The 21,275-nt window shown below is 48.2% G+C and carries 20 protein-coding genes, 1 tRNA gene and 1 pseudogene; 17 read left to right on the forward strand and 5 right to left on the reverse strand.

Annotation, left to right across the window (positions count from 1 at the left end):
* Both IPL44_02420 and IPL44_02425 read left to right on the forward strand, forming a co-directional pair.
* A complete protein-coding gene (locus IPL44_02420; protein QQS17142.1) occupies positions 1–2,229 on the forward strand; it encodes an FtsX-like permease family protein in 2,229 nt (742 codons plus the stop codon).
* A gap of 216 nt (positions 2,230–2,445) precedes the next feature.
* Positions 2,446–2,973, forward strand: a complete 528-nt coding sequence (locus tag IPL44_02425; GenBank protein QQS17143.1) for a hypothetical protein — start codon at positions 2,446–2,448, stop codon at positions 2,971–2,973.
* Between the two features lie 12 nt (positions 2,974–2,985).
* Here IPL44_02425 and IPL44_02430 read toward each other — a convergent pair whose 3' ends face one another.
* Positions 2,986–3,924, reverse strand: coding sequence for a nucleoside hydrolase (locus IPL44_02430; GenBank protein QQS17144.1), 939 nt, complete (start codon positions 3,922–3,924; stop codon positions 2,986–2,988).
* A 304-nt stretch (positions 3,925–4,228) separates the two neighbouring features.
* Here IPL44_02430 and IPL44_02435 point away from each other — a divergent pair, with 304 nt between their 5' ends.
* The 3 genes and pseudogenes from IPL44_02435 (at position 4,229) to IPL44_02445 (ending at position 6,878) form a co-directional block, all read left to right on the forward strand.
* Positions 4,229–4,792: a LemA family protein gene (locus tag IPL44_02435; GenBank protein QQS17145.1), complete on the forward strand. Its 564-nt coding sequence runs from the start codon at positions 4,229–4,231 to the stop codon at positions 4,790–4,792.
* 24 nt (positions 4,793–4,816) lie between these two features.
* Positions 4,817–5,685 (forward strand): annotated as a pseudogene (locus IPL44_02440) (M48 family metalloprotease).
* The gene (locus IPL44_02445) at positions 5,685–6,878 is read left to right on the forward strand and encodes a hypothetical protein (protein ID QQS17146.1); all 1,194 of its coding nucleotides are present in this window, start codon (positions 5,685–5,687) and stop codon (positions 6,876–6,878) included. The pseudogene IPL44_02440 and the gene IPL44_02445 overlap by 1 nt, the downstream one beginning before the upstream one ends.
* A 15-nt stretch (positions 6,879–6,893) precedes the next feature.
* On the opposite strand, the gene IPL44_02450 is transcribed toward IPL44_02445, so the two are convergent.
* Together IPL44_02450 and IPL44_02455 are read right to left on the reverse strand one after the other, a co-directional pair.
* On the reverse strand, positions 6,894–7,178 hold the full coding sequence (locus IPL44_02450; protein ID QQS17147.1) for a hypothetical protein: 285 nt from the start codon (positions 7,176–7,178) through the stop codon (positions 6,894–6,896).
* Between the two features lie 33 nt (positions 7,179–7,211).
* Positions 7,212–7,505, reverse strand: coding sequence for a hypothetical protein (locus tag IPL44_02455; protein QQS17148.1), 294 nt, complete (start codon positions 7,503–7,505; stop codon positions 7,212–7,214).
* 111 nt (positions 7,506–7,616) lie between these two features.
* Here IPL44_02455 and IPL44_02460 point away from each other — a divergent pair, with 111 nt between their 5' ends.
* From IPL44_02460 to IPL44_02480, 5 genes are read left to right on the forward strand one after another with little or no spacing between them, the layout of a single operon-like run.
* Entirely contained in the window at positions 7,617–8,459 is an 843-nt protein-coding gene (locus IPL44_02460) for an aldo/keto reductase (protein QQS17149.1), read from the forward strand.
* Between the two features lie 45 nt (positions 8,460–8,504).
* The gene (gene ligA / locus IPL44_02465; GenBank protein ID QQS17150.1) at positions 8,505–10,532 is read left to right on the forward strand and encodes an NAD-dependent DNA ligase LigA; all 2,028 of its coding nucleotides are present in this window, start codon (positions 8,505–8,507) and stop codon (positions 10,530–10,532) included.
* 14 nt (positions 10,533–10,546) lie between these two features.
* Positions 10,547–10,954 (forward strand): nucleoside triphosphate pyrophosphohydrolase, encoded by a 408-nt coding sequence (locus IPL44_02470; GenBank protein QQS17151.1) that lies wholly within the window; start codon positions 10,547–10,549, stop codon positions 10,952–10,954.
* Positions 10,951–11,187: a DUF1653 domain-containing protein gene (locus IPL44_02475; GenBank protein ID QQS17152.1), complete on the forward strand. Its 237-nt coding sequence runs from the start codon at positions 10,951–10,953 to the stop codon at positions 11,185–11,187. The genes IPL44_02470 and IPL44_02475 overlap by 4 nt, the downstream gene beginning before the upstream one ends.
* Positions 11,184–11,501, forward strand: a complete 318-nt coding sequence (locus IPL44_02480; GenBank protein QQS17153.1) for a nucleotide pyrophosphohydrolase — start codon at positions 11,184–11,186, stop codon at positions 11,499–11,501. The genes IPL44_02475 and IPL44_02480 overlap by 4 nt, the downstream gene beginning before the upstream one ends.
* Before the next feature lie 44 nt (positions 11,502–11,545).
* On the opposite strand, the gene IPL44_02485 is transcribed toward IPL44_02480, so the two are convergent.
* Positions 11,546–11,866 carry an RNA-binding protein gene (locus IPL44_02485; protein ID QQS17154.1) on the reverse strand — a complete coding sequence of 107 codons (321 nt, stop codon included), beginning with the start codon at positions 11,864–11,866 and terminating at the stop codon, positions 11,546–11,548.
* A 341-nt stretch (positions 11,867–12,207) separates the two neighbouring features.
* Here IPL44_02485 and IPL44_02490 point away from each other — a divergent pair, with 341 nt between their 5' ends.
* The 4 genes from IPL44_02490 to IPL44_02505 all read left to right on the forward strand — a co-directional run bounded on the left by IPL44_02490 (position 12,208) and on the right by IPL44_02505 (position 16,514).
* A complete protein-coding gene (locus IPL44_02490) occupies positions 12,208–13,281 on the forward strand; it encodes a glycosyltransferase (GenBank protein ID QQS17155.1) in 1,074 nt (357 codons plus the stop codon).
* 81 nt (positions 13,282–13,362) lie between these two features.
* On the forward strand, positions 13,363–14,682 hold the full coding sequence (locus IPL44_02495; GenBank protein ID QQS17156.1) for a collagen-like protein: 1,320 nt from the start codon (positions 13,363–13,365) through the stop codon (positions 14,680–14,682).
* Between the two features lie 3 nt (positions 14,683–14,685).
* Complete coding sequence (locus IPL44_02500; protein ID QQS17157.1) at positions 14,686–16,248, forward strand: CotH kinase family protein; 1,563 nt, start codon at positions 14,686–14,688, stop codon at positions 16,246–16,248.
* A 32-nt stretch (positions 16,249–16,280) separates the two neighbouring features.
* On the forward strand, positions 16,281–16,514 hold the full coding sequence (locus IPL44_02505) for a hypothetical protein (protein ID QQS17158.1): 234 nt from the start codon (positions 16,281–16,283) through the stop codon (positions 16,512–16,514).
* 9 nt (positions 16,515–16,523) lie between these two features.
* Here IPL44_02505 and IPL44_02510 read toward each other — a convergent pair.
* A tRNA-Ala gene (locus IPL44_02510) sits at positions 16,524–16,599 on the reverse strand.
* A 69-nt stretch (positions 16,600–16,668) separates the two neighbouring features.
* Between IPL44_02510 and IPL44_02515 the strand changes: the two genes are divergently transcribed.
* Genes IPL44_02515 through IPL44_02525 form a run of 3 tightly spaced genes read left to right on the forward strand, consistent with a single transcriptional unit; the run spans position 16,669 to position 21,268 of the window.
* Positions 16,669–17,598 (forward strand): AEC family transporter, encoded by a 930-nt coding sequence (locus IPL44_02515; protein ID QQS17159.1) that lies wholly within the window; start codon positions 16,669–16,671, stop codon positions 17,596–17,598.
* Between the two features lie 23 nt (positions 17,599–17,621).
* The gene (locus IPL44_02520; protein ID QQS17160.1) at positions 17,622–19,958 is read left to right on the forward strand and encodes an HAD-IC family P-type ATPase; all 2,337 of its coding nucleotides are present in this window, start codon (positions 17,622–17,624) and stop codon (positions 19,956–19,958) included.
* Positions 19,959–19,960: 2 nt separating this feature from the next.
* On the forward strand, positions 19,961–21,268 hold the full coding sequence (locus IPL44_02525) for a hypothetical protein (GenBank protein QQS17161.1): 1,308 nt from the start codon (positions 19,961–19,963) through the stop codon (positions 21,266–21,268).
* Positions 21,269–21,275: the final 7 nt, after the last annotated feature.

Genomic DNA, 21,275 nt, shown 5'->3' on the forward strand with positions numbered 1-21,275 from the left:
ATGCGGCTGGCTTGGCTATTTCTTACGCGCTCAGGCAAAAGTAACCGAAATCGTCTTGGCCTGACTGCTGCGGCCGTGGCGCTTGGTATGCTGATGATTTTGGTGTTTATGGCCGGCATCAATGCCATACAAGCACAACCGCAACATAGCTCATGGCGGCTTGCTTTATTCGCGAGCAAAAACAACCAAAAACCGATTGAGGGCATTGCTCCACTGAAAGCAATAGTAGGGATTGGTGACGGTAACTTGACAAAATGGCAGAACGAAAATATTACAACCATATCGTTACACGCAAGCGATGCAACCTCTCCCCAGTTTAATGAGTTGCCCACACCAAAATATGGTGAATATTACGTCTCAAAAGGCCTATATAAAATCATCCACGACCACCCAGAAGATGCTATTGGCGAGCGATTCGGAACGAAGCAAATCGGCATCATACCAGAGTCCTTTTCGGTCTCGCCAAATGCACTTGATGTTATCCGCGGCATGAGCGAGCAGGAAGCGCGTAACGAGCGCGCTGTGAGCGTCTACAAACTTTCAAATGATGTAGAGGCTGCATCTCGATATAATGGCTTAGTGGGGACTGTGCTACTTTTTGGCGCAAGTATGTTGCTTATTCCCATCGTTACATTTATCTCTATTGCAGCCCAACTTGGCTCAGCGCAACGCGAAAAGCGATATGCTGCACTCCGATTGGTCGGCGCAACCCGCGAGCAAGTGACGCGTATTATTGCTGTCGAATCACTCAGCGCTGCACTGGCTGGCGTCATCACTGGTTCACTGGCATACGTTGCGATACTACCGCTCTTGAGCCAGTCCACGTTTGGTGGTATGCGATTTTGGCAAAGCGACCTCACTGTGCTACCACAATACTATCTCCTAGCCGTCATTGTTACATTACTATTCTGCCTCTTTGCTAATTGGCGGGGCATGCGTCACGTACAGGTTTCGCCACTTGGTGTGATGCGTTCAGGTAAGGTAAGTAAGCGCCCACGTGTATGGCGTCTTATACTACTTGTCCCAGGTTTGGTGGTGTTTATTTGGCTATTACTACCAAGCGGTGCACACTGGGTGCGTGACAATACAGATAGTCCTACGCCGATGCTATTACTGATCGCGGGGGGTATGAGTGTTATGTTCGGGATACTACTAGCTGGCCCATGGCTGACGAGCAGTATCTCGAGACTTGTCGCGCGCCGCACAAACAGCGCTGTTACACTACTTGCCTCAAAGCGTATTGCTATGCAATCTGGCCGAATTTTCCGTAGCGTCAGTGGCGTGGTATTGGCACTATTCGCAGGTAGCGTTTACCTGACTGGCATAAGTGGCATAGCTGAACTGAGCGCAAACGCGGTTGCAAACAATGGCTACTCTCAACTTAAAGACGGAACGGTGCTTATATCAAGTGACGTTCTGTCATCTCAGTTTGCATCGCAGCTAAAAGAGCTACCGTATGTCAAAGATACTAATGAAATACAGGGCAACGTAGCAGGTGCAGTCTTTATTCTGCCCTGCAAAACCGCTCATATCTACACGACCATTACATGTCCGGCAGATGTTACCTATGTTGGCGTTAATTTTGATAAAAGTCCTGCTGAAGGTAGCAAGTGGTTTGACATGTCACCTGATGGTATTCGTCAACAATTGATTAAGAAAGAAGATGCCAACCCTGCTTCTGCTGCGAAATCGAACCCATCATTTTTAGTTCGCCTTGACGACAACAGCCATCTAGACCAACTCCGTAGTTTCGTCGCAAGTAAATCGGGTGTCGATTCGGCGACGTGGGTATTCAGTGGCACATATGCACAAATGCCAATCGTCAGCCCTATCGTCTCTGAACTGGCAAATCTTGCCTATGCAGGTATGGGCCTCACGCTGTTCGTGGCAATCGCCAGCTTAATTATTGCAACGACTGGCGGCTTGCTGGAACGTAGGCGCTCGTTCGTCACACTCCGCCTTGGCGGCATGACCGTGACGCAAATGAAACGCACGGTTATGATAGAGTCGCTCATTCCACTTATCAGCGTGTCGCTGCTGGCTTGTGGCCTTGGCATATGGGTGGGGTGGGCTTTTACCTCTGCGCTATCTAGTAGTATGAAACCAACATTGACACCGCTATATCTCGGTATTGTCATAGGCTCGCTCGTCATCGCTATACTCGCTATTCGCCAGATTCTGCCAATGCTCGGCAAGATCACGCAGCCGGAGGAAAACCAAACAGAATAGAGAAAGGTTACGCTATATATGGCGCGGGTACGCCGCATATAGCGTATTCCTCGTACTTTTGATTTAGATAGGTCAACAAGACATGGTGCTAGAGTTTCAGGTTGAGGGCGCGGAGCGCGGCGGTTTTGCCGTCGGGGCTGAGCTTTACAGATTTTCTCGGAAATGGGTTCGGATTTCGGTGTAAAATCGCACCAAAATTTTGGTATTATTATGAAAATGAATCACGACAAACTGCGATGGCTGCGTAAAAAACGCTGGTATATTTATGTGACCATCGGTGTTATTTTTGGTATTGTAGATTATTATCTGCAAGCGTTATTACAACAAAACCAGCCTGTTTCGATTATAGCTATTTTTGGGGTCTGGATCATACCGCTCCTACCCGTAGCGTTATATGAGTCATGGGCTTCGCGCAGGATCACTGGGACGATCCTAGCTAGCATTCTGACCTGGAGTACGGCCATAGTGTCCTACTATGTTTACATGTTTTGTGTGCTGGTATTTTTCGGGACAGTTAGCCGTCCCGAATTGTATATAGGGCACATCAGCGAACCATATTATTGGACTAATGTCAGCATGGTGTTCACGGGTGACGTTTTGGGAGGGATTGTCGAGTGGCTGATGGTAGCGATCTTTGGCGGCGGTGTATTGGGCGCATGTATTGGATTTCTATATAGATTGATCTTACCCAAAGAGCAATCTAAAGCTACTCTCGAAAATAAACAAGAGAATATCAAAGAATAAATAGTTCTAGATTTATTGAGTATTCAGCGTTTCGAAGTAGTCATCTATGAACTGCTGTTCGGAGATGAACGTCACAATTTGCGCATTGGCAGACTCTTTTTTACTAAACGGGCGTTTATCGATGAGGGTCATACCGTAGGTGAATTCACCTTTTGTCTCTACGACGACGGCCTCATCTCGGACTTCGCACGCCTTTGGTTTCATAACGAAATAGGCGGCCAATGCATCGTACATTAATGCACCGCGGGTTGATAATTCGCTGCGCTGGATGTTTTGGATGTAGGGGGCGAGTGCGGACTGCAGCTCCGAACGTACGGCATCATTTTTGATTCGCGCAAACTCCTCGATCGGGACTTGGATATCGTTGCATACATCGAGCGGTATATACGTCTTTTTTACCGGAAATTCGGCAACAATTGCTGCGGCATCAGGATCGACGCAAATGTTGAATTCAGCTACCCGATTTTTGTTGCCTGGCACATCGAAAGCACCACCCATTATCACGAGTTCCTTTATCTGTTGCATGGTTTTGGCGTCGCGCTGAATCGCCTGGGCAATGTTGGTCTGTGGACCCAAAATTAGCAGGGTAATTTCACCAGGATTTTCATCGACAATACGCAGTATTTTATCGACCGCCTGACCGTCTAACGGGACCTGTTCGGTAATTGTTGCGCCGTCTAGGCCGCTAGCCCCATGCACATTTGCGAGCACCTGTTCGCGTAACAATGGTTTATCGGCACCAGAAAATAGTGGGATAGTCGGTTGACCAGCTAGTGTCAAAATATGTTTGGCATTATTCGTTACATTCTGAATTGTCGAATTACCAGCCACTGTCGTTACCGCAGAGATCTCTATATTCGGCGCGGCACACATTAGTAGTATAGCCAGCGCATCATCGTGGCCTGGATCGGTATCAATAATCAACTTCTTTTTATTCATTGTGGTTTCCATAACTTTTCTCCTTTATTAATTGTTCTTGCATAATAAAAACTCCCGTATTTGCGGGAGATTTATGGTTTCTCGGCGTCATTAGCACGCTATCGCCAACAAACATCTCCCGCACACGCGTGATGCCAGTAGTTGTGTTGACGTAATGTTGCACTCATAACGTGTACTATAACATTACGATACTGCTATAGTCAATAGTGACACGTACTTGCACAAGCCTCTTTTATGATAAAACTGGTGAATGTCAATATTGATAAACAAGCTTTAGCCCTGTAACATAGATAGGGTAATATAAGGAGGATTGAATATGATTTGGTTATGGATAGTTTTGGCTGTAGTTGTGGTCCTAGTGATCGCAGTTATTGGCATATATAACGCCCTGGTTCGTTTGCGCGTTCGTGTTGATGAGGCGTGGAGTGATATTACTGTTCAATTGAAACGTCGTGCTGATTTGATTCCAAATCTGGTTGAATCAGTCAAAGGCTATGCTACTCATGAAAAAGAAGTTTTCGAAAGAGTCACCGAAGCTCGCTCGGCTATTATGAGCGCCGCTCAGCAGGGTCCAAAAGCTGCCGCCGCCGCTGAGAATCAGTTCGAAGGCGCCCTAAAATCTCTATTTGCTGTTGCCGAAGCGTATCCACAGCTACGTGCTAATGAGAACTTTTTGCAGTTGCAGGCTGAGATCACCGATACTGAGGACAAGGTCCAGGCTTCACGGCGCTTTTACAACGGTGGTGTTCGTGATCTAAACACCAAGATCCAGACGTTCCCAACCAACGTTCTCGCTGGCATGTTTGGTTTCAAAGAGCGCGAGTTCTTTGAGGTCGAAGATCGCGCTGCTGTCGAAGAAGCTCCAAAAGTCAGTTTCTAATCTAGTTTATAGCAGGGACCAGCAATGTATAGTGCTATTAGCGCCAACAAACGAAACACTGTCATTATCATGGCAGTGTTTCTAGTGATTATCGCGGGACTTGGCTGGCTGGCTGGCGCTGCTTATAATAACGTTGGGATAACTTGGATTGTGATCGCTGTCGCTAGTGTTTATGCTTTGATCCAGTATTTTGCAGCCAGCAGGCTGGCTCTAGCAGTTAATGGCGCTCACCAGATTGAAAAGCGCGATGCCCCGGAATTATACCGGATTGTCGAGAATCTTGCGATCACTGATGGTTTACCTATGCCAAAAGTTTACATCATGGATGATCCGGCACCTAATGCCTTTGCGACTGGTCGCAACCCTGATAACGCCTCGGTGGCTGTTACGACGGGCTTGCTGCAGATTATGGACAAGCGTGAATTAGCCGCGGTGTTGGCGCACGAGATGGGACATGTCAAGAATTACGATATCCTAGTTAACATGATTGTATTTGGATTAGTCAGCGCTATCGGCATGATCTGCGATATGATTATGAGAGTTGCTTTTGGGGTGATAGTAAAGACCGTGACGCGAGGCTGATGATCTTTGGCATCATTGCTGCGATTTTAGCGCCGATCGTGGCTCTCATGGTGCAACTAGCAGTTTCCAGGCAGCGTGAATATTTGGCTGATGCCAGTGGAGCGTTGACGACGCGCGACCCAGAGGGTCTCGCCATGGCGCTAGAGAAGCTGAAGGATAGTAGCAAACCGATGCGTAACCAAAATAGCTCGACCGCTCATTTATTCTTTGCAAATCCTCTAAAGCCGGGCTTTTTATCAAAGCTGTTTAGCACCCATCCACCACTCGATGATCGTATTGCTAGACTACGACAGAATGCGACAAAAATGTAATGACAGACAAGAAAACTGATCACAGAACCAAACCAGCCGCCAAGGCTAAATCGGCTCAAAAGACTAGTTATCCGCTCTTCCGCCCATTATTTGCGGTTGGTCGTTTCCTTAGAGGTATCGGACGCAAAATCAGTGGGCGTGTCCGAGGTTTATTAGCCCGCCGTCCGCATCGTAGTTTTTATCTGACTGCGCGCCAAGATGCGCGTAGAGGTTTAAAAATCGACAGCTACGGTGGATTTACTATGCGCGTCTGGCGCATGATGATAAAAAATCGTGGTTTATTCATCAAATACTTTATTTTTTATGGCATAGTAGCGTTTTGTATAGTTGGACTAGCTAGCCAGGAAAACTTTGTGGCTTTTCGCGATGCGATTAACAATTCCGACGGCTACGAGGGTATAACGAAATGGGTATCGCTATTTTCTAACGCAATCGCTAGTGGCGGCAGTTCGACTCTCGATGCTTCGCAGCAGATTCTGTCAGCTATTCTCTTCTTGTATGGCTGGCTAACTATCATATGGTTGCTACGGGCGATCATGCGAGGTGATGACGAAAAGATCAAACTGCGAGACGGATTGTATTCATCTGGCTCGCCAATCCTCTCTACTCTAGCCGTAGCGGTTGTTGTCGTTTTGCAGCTGTTGCCACTCGGTTTAGTGACTATCGCCTATACCTCAATTACAGCAGTTGGCTGGATAAACACTGGCGTTGCGATCGAGAATATGGCCGCGTGGTGTGCGCTAGCGGTTGCGGCGATTTTGACTATCTATTGGATATCTAGCTCCCTGATTGCGCTCATTATCGTAACTTTGCCAGGAACGTATCCGTTCGTGGCGATTCGCGCCGCTGGCGATTTGATGGTTGGACGGCGGCTCAAACTGACGTTGAGATTGCTATTCATGATGCTGCCAGTGGCCCTACTATGGTTATTGATTCTGATGCCGGCTATCTTTGTGGATAGTTGGCTCAAACTGACGTGGTTCCCACTCGTGCCACTAGTAGTGTTCTTGCTCGGTATTTTGACAATGATGTGGATAGCAACCTATATTTATATGCTGTATCGTCAGATTGTTGACGATCCAACACCACCAGTTTCGGCGCGAATATTAAAGAAACCAACCAAACTAAAAAAGTCGGTAAAACCACAGAATGCGGCTAAATCAGTCAAAAAGCCAAAATCGAGCAAACAATAACTGTTTTTTGTAACATTAGTGTAAGTTCAACGCGTTTAACACTAAATCTAGATCCTTGACACTATTTTTTTTGACGTGCACAACCGGATAGCCGTATTCGACCGCACTTTTCTCGAGTTTTTCACCAAATAATTTGGCCCATGCGACTTCTTTTTCTTTTACATCATGCGGATACGAATCGGCAATATCCCAGAGTCCGCGCCTAAATACTACGTCTCGAATACGACTTTCATCATTATCTATTAGAAAAATAGGCCGAATATCGACATTCGTATGGAGTGTCGGTAAAAGTTCTGGCAATATACCCACACCTTCAAAAATGAATCCTTGTTGCTAGGTATAGTCATCCTCGATCAGTTTTTTGTTACCAGGCCAGGCCTCGATACCTTGTTTCCATTCTCTATCAACAATCTCCTGCGTGTCAAAGGTATTGAGAAACGAAACAGCATCGTAATCATCGTCTGAATGTAGGTCAGGATAATCTTTTTTACTCGTTATCGCTAGCATTATATCGCGAGTCTGATCAGTCGATAGCCATGGTAGATGTAAATGATCAGCGAGTAGTGTAGCAATAGTAGATTTTCCGACAGTTGGCGCACCACCGATTAGAATTACCAGTTTACTCATAGGTAGATTTTAACATAAAAATATGGGGAACTAGAAATACGTATTTTGACAATTAAAATGCTAGAATGTTAGGATATCTTTTATATCAATGATTAGGAAAAGCAATTGAGAATGATTAACGACGATACTTTACCAAAGTTAGCCCTCGGCACATGGATGATGGGCGACAATAGAAGCCCGAACAATGACGAAGACGGAGATATTTCGGCCATAAAGTTAGCGCTCGATAACGGCGTATCGCTCATTGACACGGCACAAATGTATGCAGATGGTCGGTGTGAGGAGTTGGTTGGGCGTGCTATTAGGGACCGGCCACGGGATAGTTATCAGATTTTGACGAAACAAAAAGCTAGTAAATTGAGCTACAATAACGTACTAAATGGCGCTCGGGCTAGCTTGCTACGATTAGGAGTCGATTACATAGATTATTTTGTGTGTCATGCGCCTAATGCAGACTTTGATACTCGTGATTTTTTCCTAGCGGCTAATCAATTGCACAAGGACGGTCTGATCCGTCATGTTGGAGTTAGCAATTTTGGTCCAAAGTCATTACAGGTTGCACTGGATACTTCGGATATGCCAATTAGTCTCAATCAGGTGAGTTTTTCGATGGTAGACAGCGACATTCTACGAACAGGCACTTATGATTTTTGTGTAAGACATAATATTCCGATCCAGGCATATCGCGTTTTCGCCAGGCTAAAATATAACAAAGAGGTCATGGAAATGCTCGAATCTATCGCGCCTCGGTATGATGTGACGGCATATCAGTTGGCTCTAGCCTATATCAATAGTTATGACGACATACACTTTACGATCAAGGCTAGTAGTACCGAACATTGGAAACAAATCAAGGCAGCTATGACGATCGAGCTCAAATCTGAAGATCTAGAGACATTACGTTCGTTGCACGAGTCAAAACATGGCGACACGATGGCGTATTTGACGATCTAGCCAAGGTCGATATTAGACAGCCTATCAGTGGTATAATAGTAGGTAATGAGTATACCGACAAAAAGCCAAGCCGAGGAGCGTATCGAGAGATTGCGCACGGTGATAGACGATTATCGTTATCATTATCATGTGCTCGACGAGTCGCTCATGAGCGAAGCGGCTGCCGATAGCTTGAAACATGAACTGGCGCAACTAGAGGAGCAATATCCCGAACTCATCACTCCAGACAGCCCGACCCAGCGCGTGGCTGGTGCGGCGCTCGATAAATTCACCAAAGTTACCCACCAAACTCGCATGATTAGCCTAGCCGATGTATTTAACAGCGAAGAGGTAGCGGCTTGGATCGAACGTATGCGCAAGGTTGATTCGTCTATAAAGGAAGAGTTTTTATGCGATATCAAAATGGATGGTCTGGCCTGTTCGTTAATCTATCAGGACGGCGTGCTAGTTCAGGCGGTGACACGCGGCGACGGATTGGTAGGCGAGGATGTGACGATGAATGTGCGCACCATCGAAAATGTTCCGCTGAAACTACGTGATAACCAGGAATTTGCTCGCTTTTCGCGCGGTCGAACCGAGATTCGCGGCGAAATTGTTATGTACAAGGACGACTTTGCGGCGCTCAATGCCTCTCGCGAAAAAGCCGGTGAACCATTGTTCAAGAATCCGCGTAATCTCGCGGCTGGCACAATTCGCCAGCTCAATCCGCAACTCGTGGCCGAGCGACCACTGCATTTCGTAGGATACGACATATTGCGTAATGACGCCGATGACATCCCGACGATTGCTTTTGGCTACAAGGCGATGGCCGAACTAGGCATGACAACGAGTCACCAAACTAGAGTTGTGCACGGTCTATCCGAAATCATGGATTACATCAACCACCTCGATACGGCGCGGTCCGGCTTTCGTTTTAATACCGACGGTGCAGTGATTAAATTGAATGATCGATTCAAGTTTGCGAGCCTCGGTATCGTTGGCAAAACGCCACGCGCTGCAGTTGCCTACAAATTTGCGGCCGAGGAGGCGACGACGGTCGTCAAAGACATCGTGATTTCGATTGGTCGGACTGGTGCGGCGACGCCAGTGGCGGTCTTTGACCCGGTGCAGATTGCCGGTACAACGGTGCAACATGCGAGTCTGCATAATGCTGATGAGATCGCTAGAAAAGACATTCGGATTGGCGACACCGTTATCATTTTCAAGGCTGGTGATATCATTCCGCAGGTGCAATCGGTAGTGTTGGAACTGAGACCTGACAATACCGCAGTTTTCGATTACACCAAAGCTCTAGCCGAACAATACCCGGAGCTAGAGTTTGAACGTCCAGGTGATGATGTCGTGTACCGTCTAAAAGGTGCTAGTAGCGATCTGATCTTGAAACGATCAGTCGAATATTACGCATCGCGGCCAGCGCTCAATATCGACACGCTGGGAGAAAAAAATGTCGTAGCCTTGGTTGATGCTGGGCTAGTAGGCGATATTGCTGATATCTACACGTTGACAGTCGATGATCTGGTAGGGTTAGAGCGATTTGGCAAGATCTCTGCTGAAAAATTAGTTAGTGCGATCGCGGCCAAAAAGAATCCACCGCTCGAAAAATTTATTCTAGGTCTCGGGATTCGTCACGTCGGCGCCCAGACGGCGATTGATCTCGCGGATAAGTTTCAGTCGTTTGAGATATTCAAAAACGCAACTATAGAACAACTTGAAGAGGTTGATGGTATTGGCAAAGTCGTTGCCGAGAGTATTGTCGCCTGGTTTGCCGACGAGGATAATCTGGCACTAGTCGATAAATTCGCTAGTCTAGGTGTCGAGCCGCGTTATGAGCAAAAGTCCGGCAAACTCGCTGGCAAAAGTTTTGCTGTTACCGGAACGCTCGATAGCATGAGCCGCGACGAAGCTGCCGAAAAGATACGCGCCCTAGGTGGCACCTTCCAGTCGGCTGTCGCGCGAGATACGACCTACCTAGTCGCTGGCGGCAAGGTCGGCGCCAGTAAACTGAAAAAAGCCGAAAGCTACGGCACGGTGGTGATTAACGAACCAAAATTTATAGAAATACTTAATCAGTAACTAGAGGAGTAATCATGCCAACATTTCAATACAAGAAACTAGTGAGAGATAATATACCTGGCTGGCACCGCGAAAATGGACACACGGTCAAGGGTCGGACGTTGACTGGCCGAGATTTGCGAGCGGCTTTGTGCGAGAAGCTACACGAAGAGGCCGACGAAGTCGATGCCGCTCTATCGAAACAGGAATTAACAGAGGAAATTGCCGACGTTGAGCAGATTTTGCATGATCTTTGCGCCGAAGAAGGCATTCTGCCGAGTGAGGTTGAAACGGCGCGATTAGCCAAGGCGGACAGAAAAGGTGGATTTAGGACGGGAGCGTATATCGAAACAGTCACTATCCCGAACGAGGAAGATAAGTGGGCGCAATATTGTCGCCAAGATCCGGATAAATATCCAGAAGTAACGGAGGACGAGTTATGAATGACCCAGAGCCAAAGACGATACCAAAAGGTACATACCGCCATACAAAATCCGGCAAGATGTACGAAGTGATTGGCGTCGCACTTCATACCGAGACGAATGAGCAGCTGGTGATATATCGACCGCTTTATGATGCAAAATATGAGCTATTCGCTCGGCCGTACGATATGTTTGTTGAAAAAGTGACAATAGATGGGCAAGAAGTATTAAGGTTTGAAAAGGAGGAGAGGTGAGTTTAAAACAATATCAGCAGAGGATTGATGACATCTTGCAAACCTACGAAAAGCCGTATTGGCATCCACTCAGTCAATTTGCACGGCTGGCGGAGGAAACCGGCGAAGTCGGTCGATTACTAAACCACATGTACGGCGATAAACCGAAAAAACCAGGCGAAGCTAAACAAGAATTGCCAGATGAGTTAGCGGATGTTCTATATGGGGTAATTTGTCTCGCTAATTCGCACAATGTTGATCTCGATGAAGCCATGGAACATGCCATAGACAAAATGCTGGGTCGTGACAAAGATCGATTCGCGAAAAAGCAATAAAAAACGCCCCAGAAATCCGGAGCGTTTAGTTTAGCGAGCTGTTATTACCAGCTACGCTGACGGAACGAGCCGCCGCCGCGGTTGTTGTCGCGACGTGGAGCACCGCCGCCGTTATCATCACGGCTGCGAGCTTCGCTGACAGTGATTTTGCGACCGTCAAGTTCGGCTTCATTGCCTTTGGCGACCGCTGCGTCGGCAGCTGCATCGTCTTCGAACTCAACAAATGCAAAACCGCGTGAACGGTTTGGATTGTCGCGCTCTTTGACAACTTCAGCTTTGGTTACTTCGCCGAATTGGCTAAAGAACTCGCGCAAGCTGTCATCTGTTGTCGCCCAAGCTAGGCTGCCTACAAATAGTTTTTTCATTCAATACGTTTCCTTCGTTACCAGAGAGTCGACCATCTCTGATGACGGGATTACCGCGCTTCGAAATCATCTCTGTTGCGTAGCATTGTAGCAGATCGGGTGCGAAAGCGCAAGCGAAAAATTGTAACGCTTATGCTAAAATTACAACATATTTTTGTTGACAATCAGAAAAAGCTTGCGCTATAATGTCGTCATGCTGGTGCGCACGGGGCACCTGTCCAGGCAGATGACCCGTTCGCAAATGCAAAACAAATACAAGGGCCCCGAGGGTGGGCGCGCAACAGCAAAAATAAAAATCCCGTCACGCTTCTCCGGCGGGCTTTTTTGATATAATGGGTCATATGCAAAAATTTACGTTTCATGTAGTCAGTCTGCCCCATACGCAGACGACGGCCGAGTTTACGCATTGTGCCTATACGCAAAAAGTTCGTAAATTCTGTAATATGATGACTGATCTCGGTCACAAAGTTATTTTGTATGCTAGCGAGGAAAACGAGGCCCGCGTTTCAGAACTCGTTACGGTCATAACCAAGGAAAAACAACAAGAACTATTTGGCAATAACGACCACACCAAAAACTTTTTCAATATCACCTGGGATATGTATGATCCAGCGTGGGTGCATATGAATGCCAATACGATAAAAGCCATGGCCGAGCGTATCCAACCACGAGATTTTATCTGTATCATTGGCGGCTGGTGCCAGAAAATTATTGCTGATGCTTTCCCAAATAATTTTGCGGTCGAATACGGTATCGGATATACGGGCCCCTTTTCAAAGTACCGAGTATTCGAATCGTACGCTCACATGCATTACGTTCACGGTCTCCAGAATGACGATAATGGCAATTTTTATGATACCGTTGTACCAAATTATTATGATGCCGAAGAGTTTCCATTCGCGGAGAATACCGATGATTACTACTTGTTTATGGGTCGGCTCATTGATCGAAAAGGCTGGCGAATTGCTCAGGAGGTCTGTGAAAAGCTTGGCAAGAGACTCATTTTGGCAGGTCAGGGTGAATTTTCGGGTTACGGTGAGCATATTGGCGTGGTTGGCGTCGAAAGGCGCGGCGAATTGATGAGTCATGCCAAGGCAGTGTTCGTACCGACAACCTACATTGAACCATTTGGCGGGGTGCATGCCGAGGCGCTGTTATGTGGCACACCGGTTATTACAACTAATTTCGGTGTGTTTACTGAAACAGTAGTGAATGGCGAAAATGGCTATCGTTGTGATGTCTTTCGCGACTTCGTAGCAGCGGTGAAATCAACCGATAAGTTCTCGGTAGCCAAACGGCGCAAGATCCGAGACAAAGCTCAGAAACGTTTTAGTACGGATCATGTTCGGAATGAATACCAAGCTTATTTTGAACGCCTTTACGATCTATGGGGTGATGGCTGGTACGCCAAATAGCACGAGCGTTTATTGACCTAGCGGATAGGTAGTGACACACTGGAGTATAATTATATTAAACGAAGGGACTATAAAACTATCATGACTAGATTACCAACACCCGGATCAGACGCAGGTGAATGGGGTCAGATCCTCAATGACTATCTCTCGACGGCTCACAAACCGGACGGTACGCTGAAGCCAGATGTTGTTGATGCTAGCGTGATAGCCAACGATGCCATTTCCGAAGCCAACCTTTCCGAGGATGTCCGAGACAAGCTTAATGTTATTGCTGGTCAACAGGGCGCAACAGGCCCTAGCGGTCCTAGTGGAGCTGCCGGCCCAACTGGTGCGACAGGTCCTATAGGTCCTGCCGGTACTGGCGTTCCAGGTGCTGGAACTACTGGCCAGTTGCTAGCCAAAAGCTCTAATGCAGACTATGCTACAGAGTGGATTGATGCTCCAACGGTGGCAGCGAGCGGCGTAGTATCAGTTCTCGTTTCTACTGGCAGCGAAGCTCGACCGACCGCCGATACCGTACTATGGTTAGGTGGTGCTACTGAGCCCGTCAATATGACAAATGGCGATTTGTGGTTTAGCCCGACGCAGCCAACTGATACCGAAGCGCCCACTCAACCAACAAGCTTGATATCATCGAGCATCACCTCAAGTAGCTTTACACTGGGCTGGACCGGCGCAACCGATAATATAGCGGTAACCGCCTACGAAGTATTTATCGACGGTGTTAGCTATAAAATTGTTACCGGTACGTCGACCAATATTACTGGTCGCAATGGCAATACAACCTACGCTTGTACGGTTCGGGCGCGTGATGCGGCCGGTAACTGGGGCGATGTGTCTGATAGCTTAAATGTTACTACCTTAACCTCTGTTGGTGGAACACACTCGGTTTATGGTAGCTCTATTGTGTCAGCCTTGCAGGTCTATAATGATGGCGGTACGATGACTGTGGCGACTGGCTTTCGAGCCGATACTAATAGCTACCAGTTGACAGGTGCTAGAGTCTACGTGCCAACCGGTGGAACCACACCATCAACTGCGACGGTCTACCTATTTACTCCAACTAGTGGCGGGCCCGATCTTGCCAACCCTGTGCGCACTGTTACGATGTCTATTACGTCAGGGCAATGGAACGAAGTCAGCTTTCCGACGGCATATACTCTCACCAGCGGTACGTATTTCTGGGTTGGGTATGACTTTGGCGACGGTACCTATATGTCTACTACCTCTGCAGGTGCGGCTCAAGTCCAGGCGAGCGATGGTTCGTCTCTCTATCTGGCGCCTGAGGATATTCCAGCGGGTACACATCGCAACTATTGGCGAGCTAATAGTGGCTCTACTAGCTCGTCTTCTATCGGTGGCCAGAGCTACGGCATTGATGTTATCGTGACAGAGGCATAACGTATGGCGTATACTTATGATAACGGTGGACAGCAAGAGTACCCACGTCTCAAGCAAACCGGCGGTACGGCTAGCGGTTTGTTATTACGCAAAGGTGAGTCACCACCGGCACCAGAGTATGAGCTGAGCCAACCGGTGCTGTACATTACGACAGAGGGTGGTGCACCAGTTACTACTAAAACGACCTACGTTAACTGTAATTATCAGATTGTTAATGAATTAGGTTCTGGCGCAGAACTCTTTAATCAGCCCGGACGTATTCGTGGTCGAGGTAACTCTACCTGGACCATGCCGAAAAAGCCATTCAAGGTAAAGCTGGATAACAAAGTAGAAGTGCTAGGTATGCCCAAGAGCGAAGACTGGGCGCTGCTGGCCAACTACATCGATCCGAGCAAAGTTCGCTATACTATGGCGAATGAAATCAGCGGCCGCACCGGTTTGCCGTGGGCGCCGCGATCAGTTAATCTAGAGGTATATTTGAATGGTAATTATCTCGGCCTTTACCAGTTTTCAGAATCGGTCGAAGTAGACAAAAATCGAGTAGATATTGACAAGCTAAAAGCTACCCAAATCAGTGGTCGTAACCTAACTGGCGGCTATATATTAGAAGTAGACACTCGCTTTGAGGAGAATGATGAAATTGGCTGGCGTACGCGGCTAAATGTGCCGATTATCTTTGATACGCCAGACGGCGATATTCCAGAACAGTATAATTATGCCAAAAACTTTACCCAAGCCTGCGAAGATGCTTTGTTTAGCGAGGATTTTACCGATGGTGCCTGGCGTGATTTGCTCGATGCTGATAGTTGGGCGGATTGGTATTTGCTAAACGAGCTAGTCTGTAATAACGACAGTGGCTTTGGTGCCTCTGTCAAACTAACCAAGCCGCGCGACCCCGAGACAGGTCCAGCCAGCAAATTGCACGCTGGTCCAGGCTGGGATTTCGATGCTTCGTGTGGTATCACATTCTTCATTCCGCATCCATCAACTGGGTGGTGGACGCGTGTTGGTGCAACCTGGATTGCACGAATGTTAGAAGACCCATGGTTCCGTGACGTCCTAAAACATCGATGGGCGTTACTTCGTTCGCGATTACTAGCCGAAGGCGACAATATATTTGATTGGCTCACTAATTTAGAGGCCTCGGTAGCCGGCGCAGTGGCACGTGATGCGGCAGTGTGGGGTGTTGGTAGCGCGCCGAATATCCATACGTGGCTCAATACGCGTATCGAGTGGATCGAGACACAACTAGTTGCTGGTACTGGTGTCGACATAACACCTCCGGGCGTACCGACCGGTTTTGCGACTACTGCTATCAATGCTACATCAATATCATTTACGTGGACCGATGCTGGCGCCGCTCAGGGCACGGGTGTGGTAGGTTATCGTATTCGCCAGGACGGAATAATTGCGGCAATGACGGCCTATCCGTATAGTGATCCGCTCAATACGGTCACTATTAATGGACTAACCTCAGCGACTCAATACTCATTTACGCTAGAGTGTAGAGATGCAACTGGCAACTGGTCGACTGCAACGAGTGCATTGATCGTTACGACGACGTAGCTATTTAGCAGATTTGGTAGTACAATATAGCTATGGGATTATTTAGCATGCTAGCAAATTTCGATCCAGACGAGATCGTAAAAAAGTTCGATGAATTCGAACAGAATTTGGATCAGGTCCTCGACAATACTCTCAACAAAGTTGATTCTGTGGCCGAAAAAGTCGAAACCACCGCCGGCGTCGTAGAGAACAAACTAAATTCGACTGAGACAAAATTAGATAACGTCAATAAAATTGTTGTGACCGACGGCAACAAGACGAGTTAAAATAAGTTTTGGTGGAGTGCAGCGGACTTGAACCGCTCGCCTCGACAATGCGAATGTCGCGCTCTACCAGATGAGCTAGCACCCCGAACCTCCTCATTCTAGCAGAGGTAAAGCGGTTTCGCAAGCCGATACGTGCTTGTGCTAAAATAGAGGTATGCAAGTCGATCTCAGCATTTTTTACTCGAGCCTCGCCTCGGTGGCGCTAATTGTTGGTTTAGGCTGGGTCGCGGGCAAACGCGAGTGGATTGACGAACACACTAACAAGACGTTGGTTAACCTCCTTATCAATGTAGCATGGCCGTGTGCGCTACTCGGCTCTTTTCCTGGAGAGTTCAAGGTCGAATCTCTCAATTCATTTCTCTATGGCCTCGGCGGCGGAGTCGTCGTATTACTAACGGCGATTATTGTTTCCAAATTGCTCTTTCCGCGACGACGCAATCCCAAAAACTATTTTGAATACCAATTTGCTTTTATCTTTAATAACGCTAGTTTCCTAGGCTTTCCACTCGTCAATGCTATCTATGGTCAAGCCGGTCTCGTGCCTTACGCTGGATTTATCGTAGTGTTTAACCTCGCGTTATTTGGATATGGTGTATCGCTATTTCGCCAGCAGTTTCGTCTAAAAGACCTCGGTCGAACATTGGTCAATCCGAACGTTATCGCCGTCGTAGTGGGCTTTTTATTATTCCTATTTAGCATGAAATTACCGGGATTCGTCGGCAACGCGGTCGGCTACACCGGCGCAATGATGACACCGTTGTCGCTGATCGCTATTGGCTATATGCTCAGCCGAGCTAATTTATTACAAGTTTTGCGGCGCAAGATACTCGTGTTAACCTGTCTAGCACAGCTGATTTTAGGACCGCTCATCACTTTTGTCGTGTTGAAACTGATTGGCGCGCCGAATGATGTCATTCATATCCTGGTTCTAATTCAAGCCCTGCCAACTGCCACCAGTCTCGGACTATTTGCCGAAAAATATCGCGATGATACCGGTAGCGCCTCGGAGCTCGTTGCTATTAGCACAGTGTTATCGGCGTTGACATTGCCACTGGTGATGTGGGCTATCGCGAGTTTATTATAGCTAGCATGTAGTATAATTGACAGATGAAACGATTTACTGGCCTCTCGGACGCAGAAGTCCAGCGTCGCACGCGTGACGGACTCGTGAATACATCGACCGACAAATCGAGTCGTTCGCTCGTCGATATCTTGCGATCGAATATCTTTACGCGCTTTAACGCCATCCTGGCAACACTGGCGGTGGTCGTCATTATTATCGACGGCTCGCCGTTCAACGCACTGTTTGGTATGGCGCTGATCATCAACAGCGCTATCGGTATTTTCCAGGAGTTACGCGCCAAGATCACCCTCGACAAACTATCAATTTTGAACGCACCCACTGTCCGAGCCGTCCGAGATAGTAAAACAGTAGAAATCACCGTTGAATCAGTGGTGAAGGGTGACTATGTGCGAATTAGACTGGGCGATCAGATCGTAGCAGACGGCGAGATTCTGGATGCCGAGGGGCTAGAGATCGACGAAAGCTTGCTCACTGGTGAGTCCGATCCAATTTTCAAAAAAGCTGGCGACACGGTACTATCTGGTTCGATTGTTGTGGCTGGCAAGGGTGTCATGCGTGCTGACAAAGTCGGCGCGCAGTCGTACTCGGCAGAATTAACTGCGAAAGCCAAGCGATTTAAACGCGCCAGCAGCGAGCTGGTGGATGGCACAAATAAGCTCTTACGCTGGATATCATGGCTATTAGTACTGGTCGTACCGCTATTACTATTCGGTCAACTCCGGCTCGATCTTGGTGATTGGCAGCAGGCGGTTGTTCATTCCACGGCAGCGATTGTCGGTATGATACCCGAGGGGCTCGTGCTGTTGATCTCTACGGCGTTCATGCTGGCGGTGATCCAGCTGGCGCGCCGCAAAGTCCTCGTCCAACAAATGCCAGCTGTCGAGACACTGGCGCGCGTCGATACATTACTACTAGACAAAACTGGTACTCTGACCGAGGGCGACATCAAGTTTGACGCCGTGGTGTTGGTTGATACCGACTCTCGTCAGGCGGTTGATCTGGCACTCGCAACTATTGCCAGCCGGGCCAATTCTCCAACTAACACGGCGATCAGCCGAGCTCTAGACAAGATCAAACCGGCACCATTTGACCGCGAGATCGCTTTTAATAGCGGGCGAAAATGGAGTGCAATTGAAATTGGTGGCACAAAGTGGTTGTTCGGCGCCCCCGAGGTAATTTTTGCAACATCTAAAAAGGATCAGTTATTCAAAAAAGCCCAAACCATCGCTAGCGAAGGCAAACGCGTTTTGGCGTTAGTTCGGATCGAGAGTTGGCCAGATGAATCCTACGCCATTCCGTCATTTCAACCGGCGGCATTGGTAGTGTTATCGGAAAATATCCGTGATGATGCCGGTCAGATCTTGCAATTTTTCCGCGAACAACAAGTCGATATAAAAGTAATTTCGGGTGATTCGCCGCTAACTGTGGCTGCCGTGGCGCGTCGCGTGAATATGGGTGAAGTTTCCGTGTTTGACGCCCGTGATCTGCCGGATCCTAGAAAGTCCGCCACTAGCCAAACAAAGTTTAATAGAATCATCAAAAAACACAATGTGTTCGGTCGAGTTCAGCCCGAGCAAAAGCGTTTGATTTGCGCCGCGCTGCAGGACTCTGGTCGAGTAGTGGCGATGACGGGCGACGGCGTCAACGATGCGCTGGCACTCAAAAAATCTGATCTCGGCATTGCTATGAACTCTGGCGCGGCTGCCACCAAAGCGGTCGCCGAGATCGTTTTGCTCGACAATAAATTCTCGAGTCTCCCGAGCGTCCTGGCCGAAGGTCGCCGCGTTATCGCCAACATCGAGCGCGTCGCTAGCTTGTTTGTGATCAAAAACGTCTATTCGTTACTGCTGGCGCTGTCGGTGACGGTAGCAGGGCAGGTTTATCCGTATTTGCCGTCGCAAATGACGGTGATCAGTGTCTTGTCAATCGGCGTACCGGCCTTTTTCCTAGCCCTCGCACCTAACCAGCAGCTATATCGACCAGGCTTTTTGACGCGAGTATTAAAATTTGCGATCCCAGTCGGGTTCATCGCGGCTACCTCCATGATGATAACCTATCTGTTACTAGACTACCGTGGTGCGCCAATGACCGTCATCGGCACATCGGTATCAATTACGATGATGATGATCGGTATGTCAGTGCTGGTGTCGCTCGCTCGACCGCTCCGCGGTTGGAAACTCGGTCTCATCGCTGCCTGTGCCACGGCTTTTGTTATGATCATATCGGTGCCGTCCATCGCCAGCCATTTCCGCTACGAACTCGATTTTGCAACGCTGCCAATTACTATGCTGATCGGCGGCATCGGCGCTGCGCTCGTCTGGCTAATTAGGAGAGAGCAAACCAGTTATGATAAACTATAGGTATGTTTAAAAAGTACGTCCAGAGAAAACTCGAAAAATTAACGGTCAAATATTTTAAAAAACATCATCCGAAATTGATCGTGGTGGTTGGCTCGGTCGGCAAGACTACGACCAAGAACGCAATTGCGACGATGCTCCATCCTAAATTTCGCGTCCAGGCCGAGCGTGGCAATTTGAACTCCGAATTGTCAGTACCACTAGCGATTCTTGGTATCGAGTTCCCACCTGAGGAACTACTGCGATCAATCAGAGTCTGGCGTCATATATTCAAGGCCATGCGTAAACGTATTCGCGATTCACAAGGTGTCGATGTCATTATCCAGGAACTAGCCACTGACGGCCCAGGTCAGATTCCGCACTACGGCACCTACCTGCGCCCAGATATGGCAATTGTAACCGCCGTAGCGCCGGAACATATGGAACATTTCCCTGGTGGCATGGGTCAGGTTGCTCGTGAGGAATTATCAGTTGCGAGCTATTCGGATTTGACTATTATTAACCGCGACGACGTTGACGAGAGCTTTGCGCCGTATGCTGAAACGACAAATATTACGAATTACGGTTTGTTTGGCGGCGAATATCGTTTTGAGACCACCGACGGTACACCGCTCGATGGCTACACTGGGAAGTTTTTCGGACCAGAGTTCGCCGAAGGTATCGAAACGACGGTACACCTAGTCGGTGATCACAACCTAAAAGCTGCCGCCGTGGCTGGTCTCGTCGGCGCTAAACTCGGCATGACAGCCGAGGAGATCGCCGAGGGTCTAGCCGAAATCATGCCGACATCGGGACGCATGAATATCTTGCGTGGCGTGCGTGGATCGACGATTATTGACGACACGTATAACTCCAGTCCTAATGCGGCGATCGAGGCGCTACGGACGCTATACCTGGTCGACGCTAATCAACGCATCGCGATCCTAGGTTCGATGAATGAACTCGGCACCTTTTCAGTTGATGCTCACCGCGAGGTCGGCGAAATGTGCGATCCGAATTATCTCGAATGGGTGATTACGATTGGCGACGATGCGGCGCATTATCTAGCGCCAGCTGCCAAACGCAAAGGCAACAACGTACAGTCGTTCCCTGATCCGATCTCGGCCGGGACATTTGCCAACAAAGTTCTAAAATCTGGTGGCGTGGTTCTCGCCAAGGGTTCCCAGAACGGTGTTTACGCCGAGGAGGCCATCAAGATTTTACTGGCTCACGTCGAAGATCAACAGCATCTAGTTCGCCAGAGTGGCGAATGGCTCGATAAAAAGAACGCCTGGCTCTCTAGTCTAGAGAATATCGGCCAAGACACCGACTAGTAGCGCA

The organism is Candidatus Saccharibacteria bacterium (assembly GCA_016699895.1).
Classification (GTDB): domain Bacteria; phylum Patescibacteriota; class Saccharimonadia; order Saccharimonadales; family Saccharimonadaceae.

Excerpts from the sequence above, each read along its gene's own strand:
- IPL44_02420 (QQS17142.1), top strand. The coding sequence starts at position 1 with ATGCGGCTGGCTTGGCTATTTCTTACGCGCTCAGGCAAAAGTAACCGA.
- IPL44_02425 (QQS17143.1), top strand. The coding sequence starts at position 2,446 with ATGAATCACGACAAACTGCGATGGCTGCGTAAAAAACGCTGGTATATT.
- IPL44_02430 (QQS17144.1), bottom strand. The coding sequence starts at position 3,924 with ATGGAAACCACAATGAATAAAAAGAAGTTGATTATTGATACCGATCCA.
- IPL44_02435 (QQS17145.1), top strand. The coding sequence starts at position 4,229 with ATGATTTGGTTATGGATAGTTTTGGCTGTAGTTGTGGTCCTAGTGATC.
- IPL44_02445 (QQS17146.1), top strand. The coding sequence starts at position 5,685 with ATGACAGACAAGAAAACTGATCACAGAACCAAACCAGCCGCCAAGGCT.
- IPL44_02455 (QQS17148.1), bottom strand. The coding sequence starts at position 7,505 with ATGAGTAAACTGGTAATTCTAATCGGTGGTGCGCCAACTGTCGGAAAA.
- IPL44_02460 (QQS17149.1), top strand. The coding sequence starts at position 7,617 with ATGATTAACGACGATACTTTACCAAAGTTAGCCCTCGGCACATGGATG.
- ligA (QQS17150.1), top strand. The coding sequence starts at position 8,505 with ATGAGTATACCGACAAAAAGCCAAGCCGAGGAGCGTATCGAGAGATTG.
- IPL44_02470 (QQS17151.1), top strand. The coding sequence starts at position 10,547 with ATGCCAACATTTCAATACAAGAAACTAGTGAGAGATAATATACCTGGC.
- IPL44_02475 (QQS17152.1), top strand. The coding sequence starts at position 10,951 with ATGAATGACCCAGAGCCAAAGACGATACCAAAAGGTACATACCGCCAT.
- IPL44_02485 (QQS17154.1), bottom strand. The coding sequence starts at position 11,866 with ATGAAAAAACTATTTGTAGGCAGCCTAGCTTGGGCGACAACAGATGAC.
- IPL44_02490 (QQS17155.1), top strand. The coding sequence starts at position 12,208 with ATGCAAAAATTTACGTTTCATGTAGTCAGTCTGCCCCATACGCAGACG.
- IPL44_02495 (QQS17156.1), top strand. The coding sequence starts at position 13,363 with ATGACTAGATTACCAACACCCGGATCAGACGCAGGTGAATGGGGTCAG.
- IPL44_02500 (QQS17157.1), top strand. The coding sequence starts at position 14,686 with ATGGCGTATACTTATGATAACGGTGGACAGCAAGAGTACCCACGTCTC.
- IPL44_02505 (QQS17158.1), top strand. The coding sequence starts at position 16,281 with ATGGGATTATTTAGCATGCTAGCAAATTTCGATCCAGACGAGATCGTA.
- IPL44_02515 (QQS17159.1), top strand. The coding sequence starts at position 16,669 with ATGCAAGTCGATCTCAGCATTTTTTACTCGAGCCTCGCCTCGGTGGCG.
- IPL44_02520 (QQS17160.1), top strand. The coding sequence starts at position 17,622 with ATGAAACGATTTACTGGCCTCTCGGACGCAGAAGTCCAGCGTCGCACG.
- IPL44_02525 (QQS17161.1), top strand. The coding sequence starts at position 19,961 with ATGTTTAAAAAGTACGTCCAGAGAAAACTCGAAAAATTAACGGTCAAA.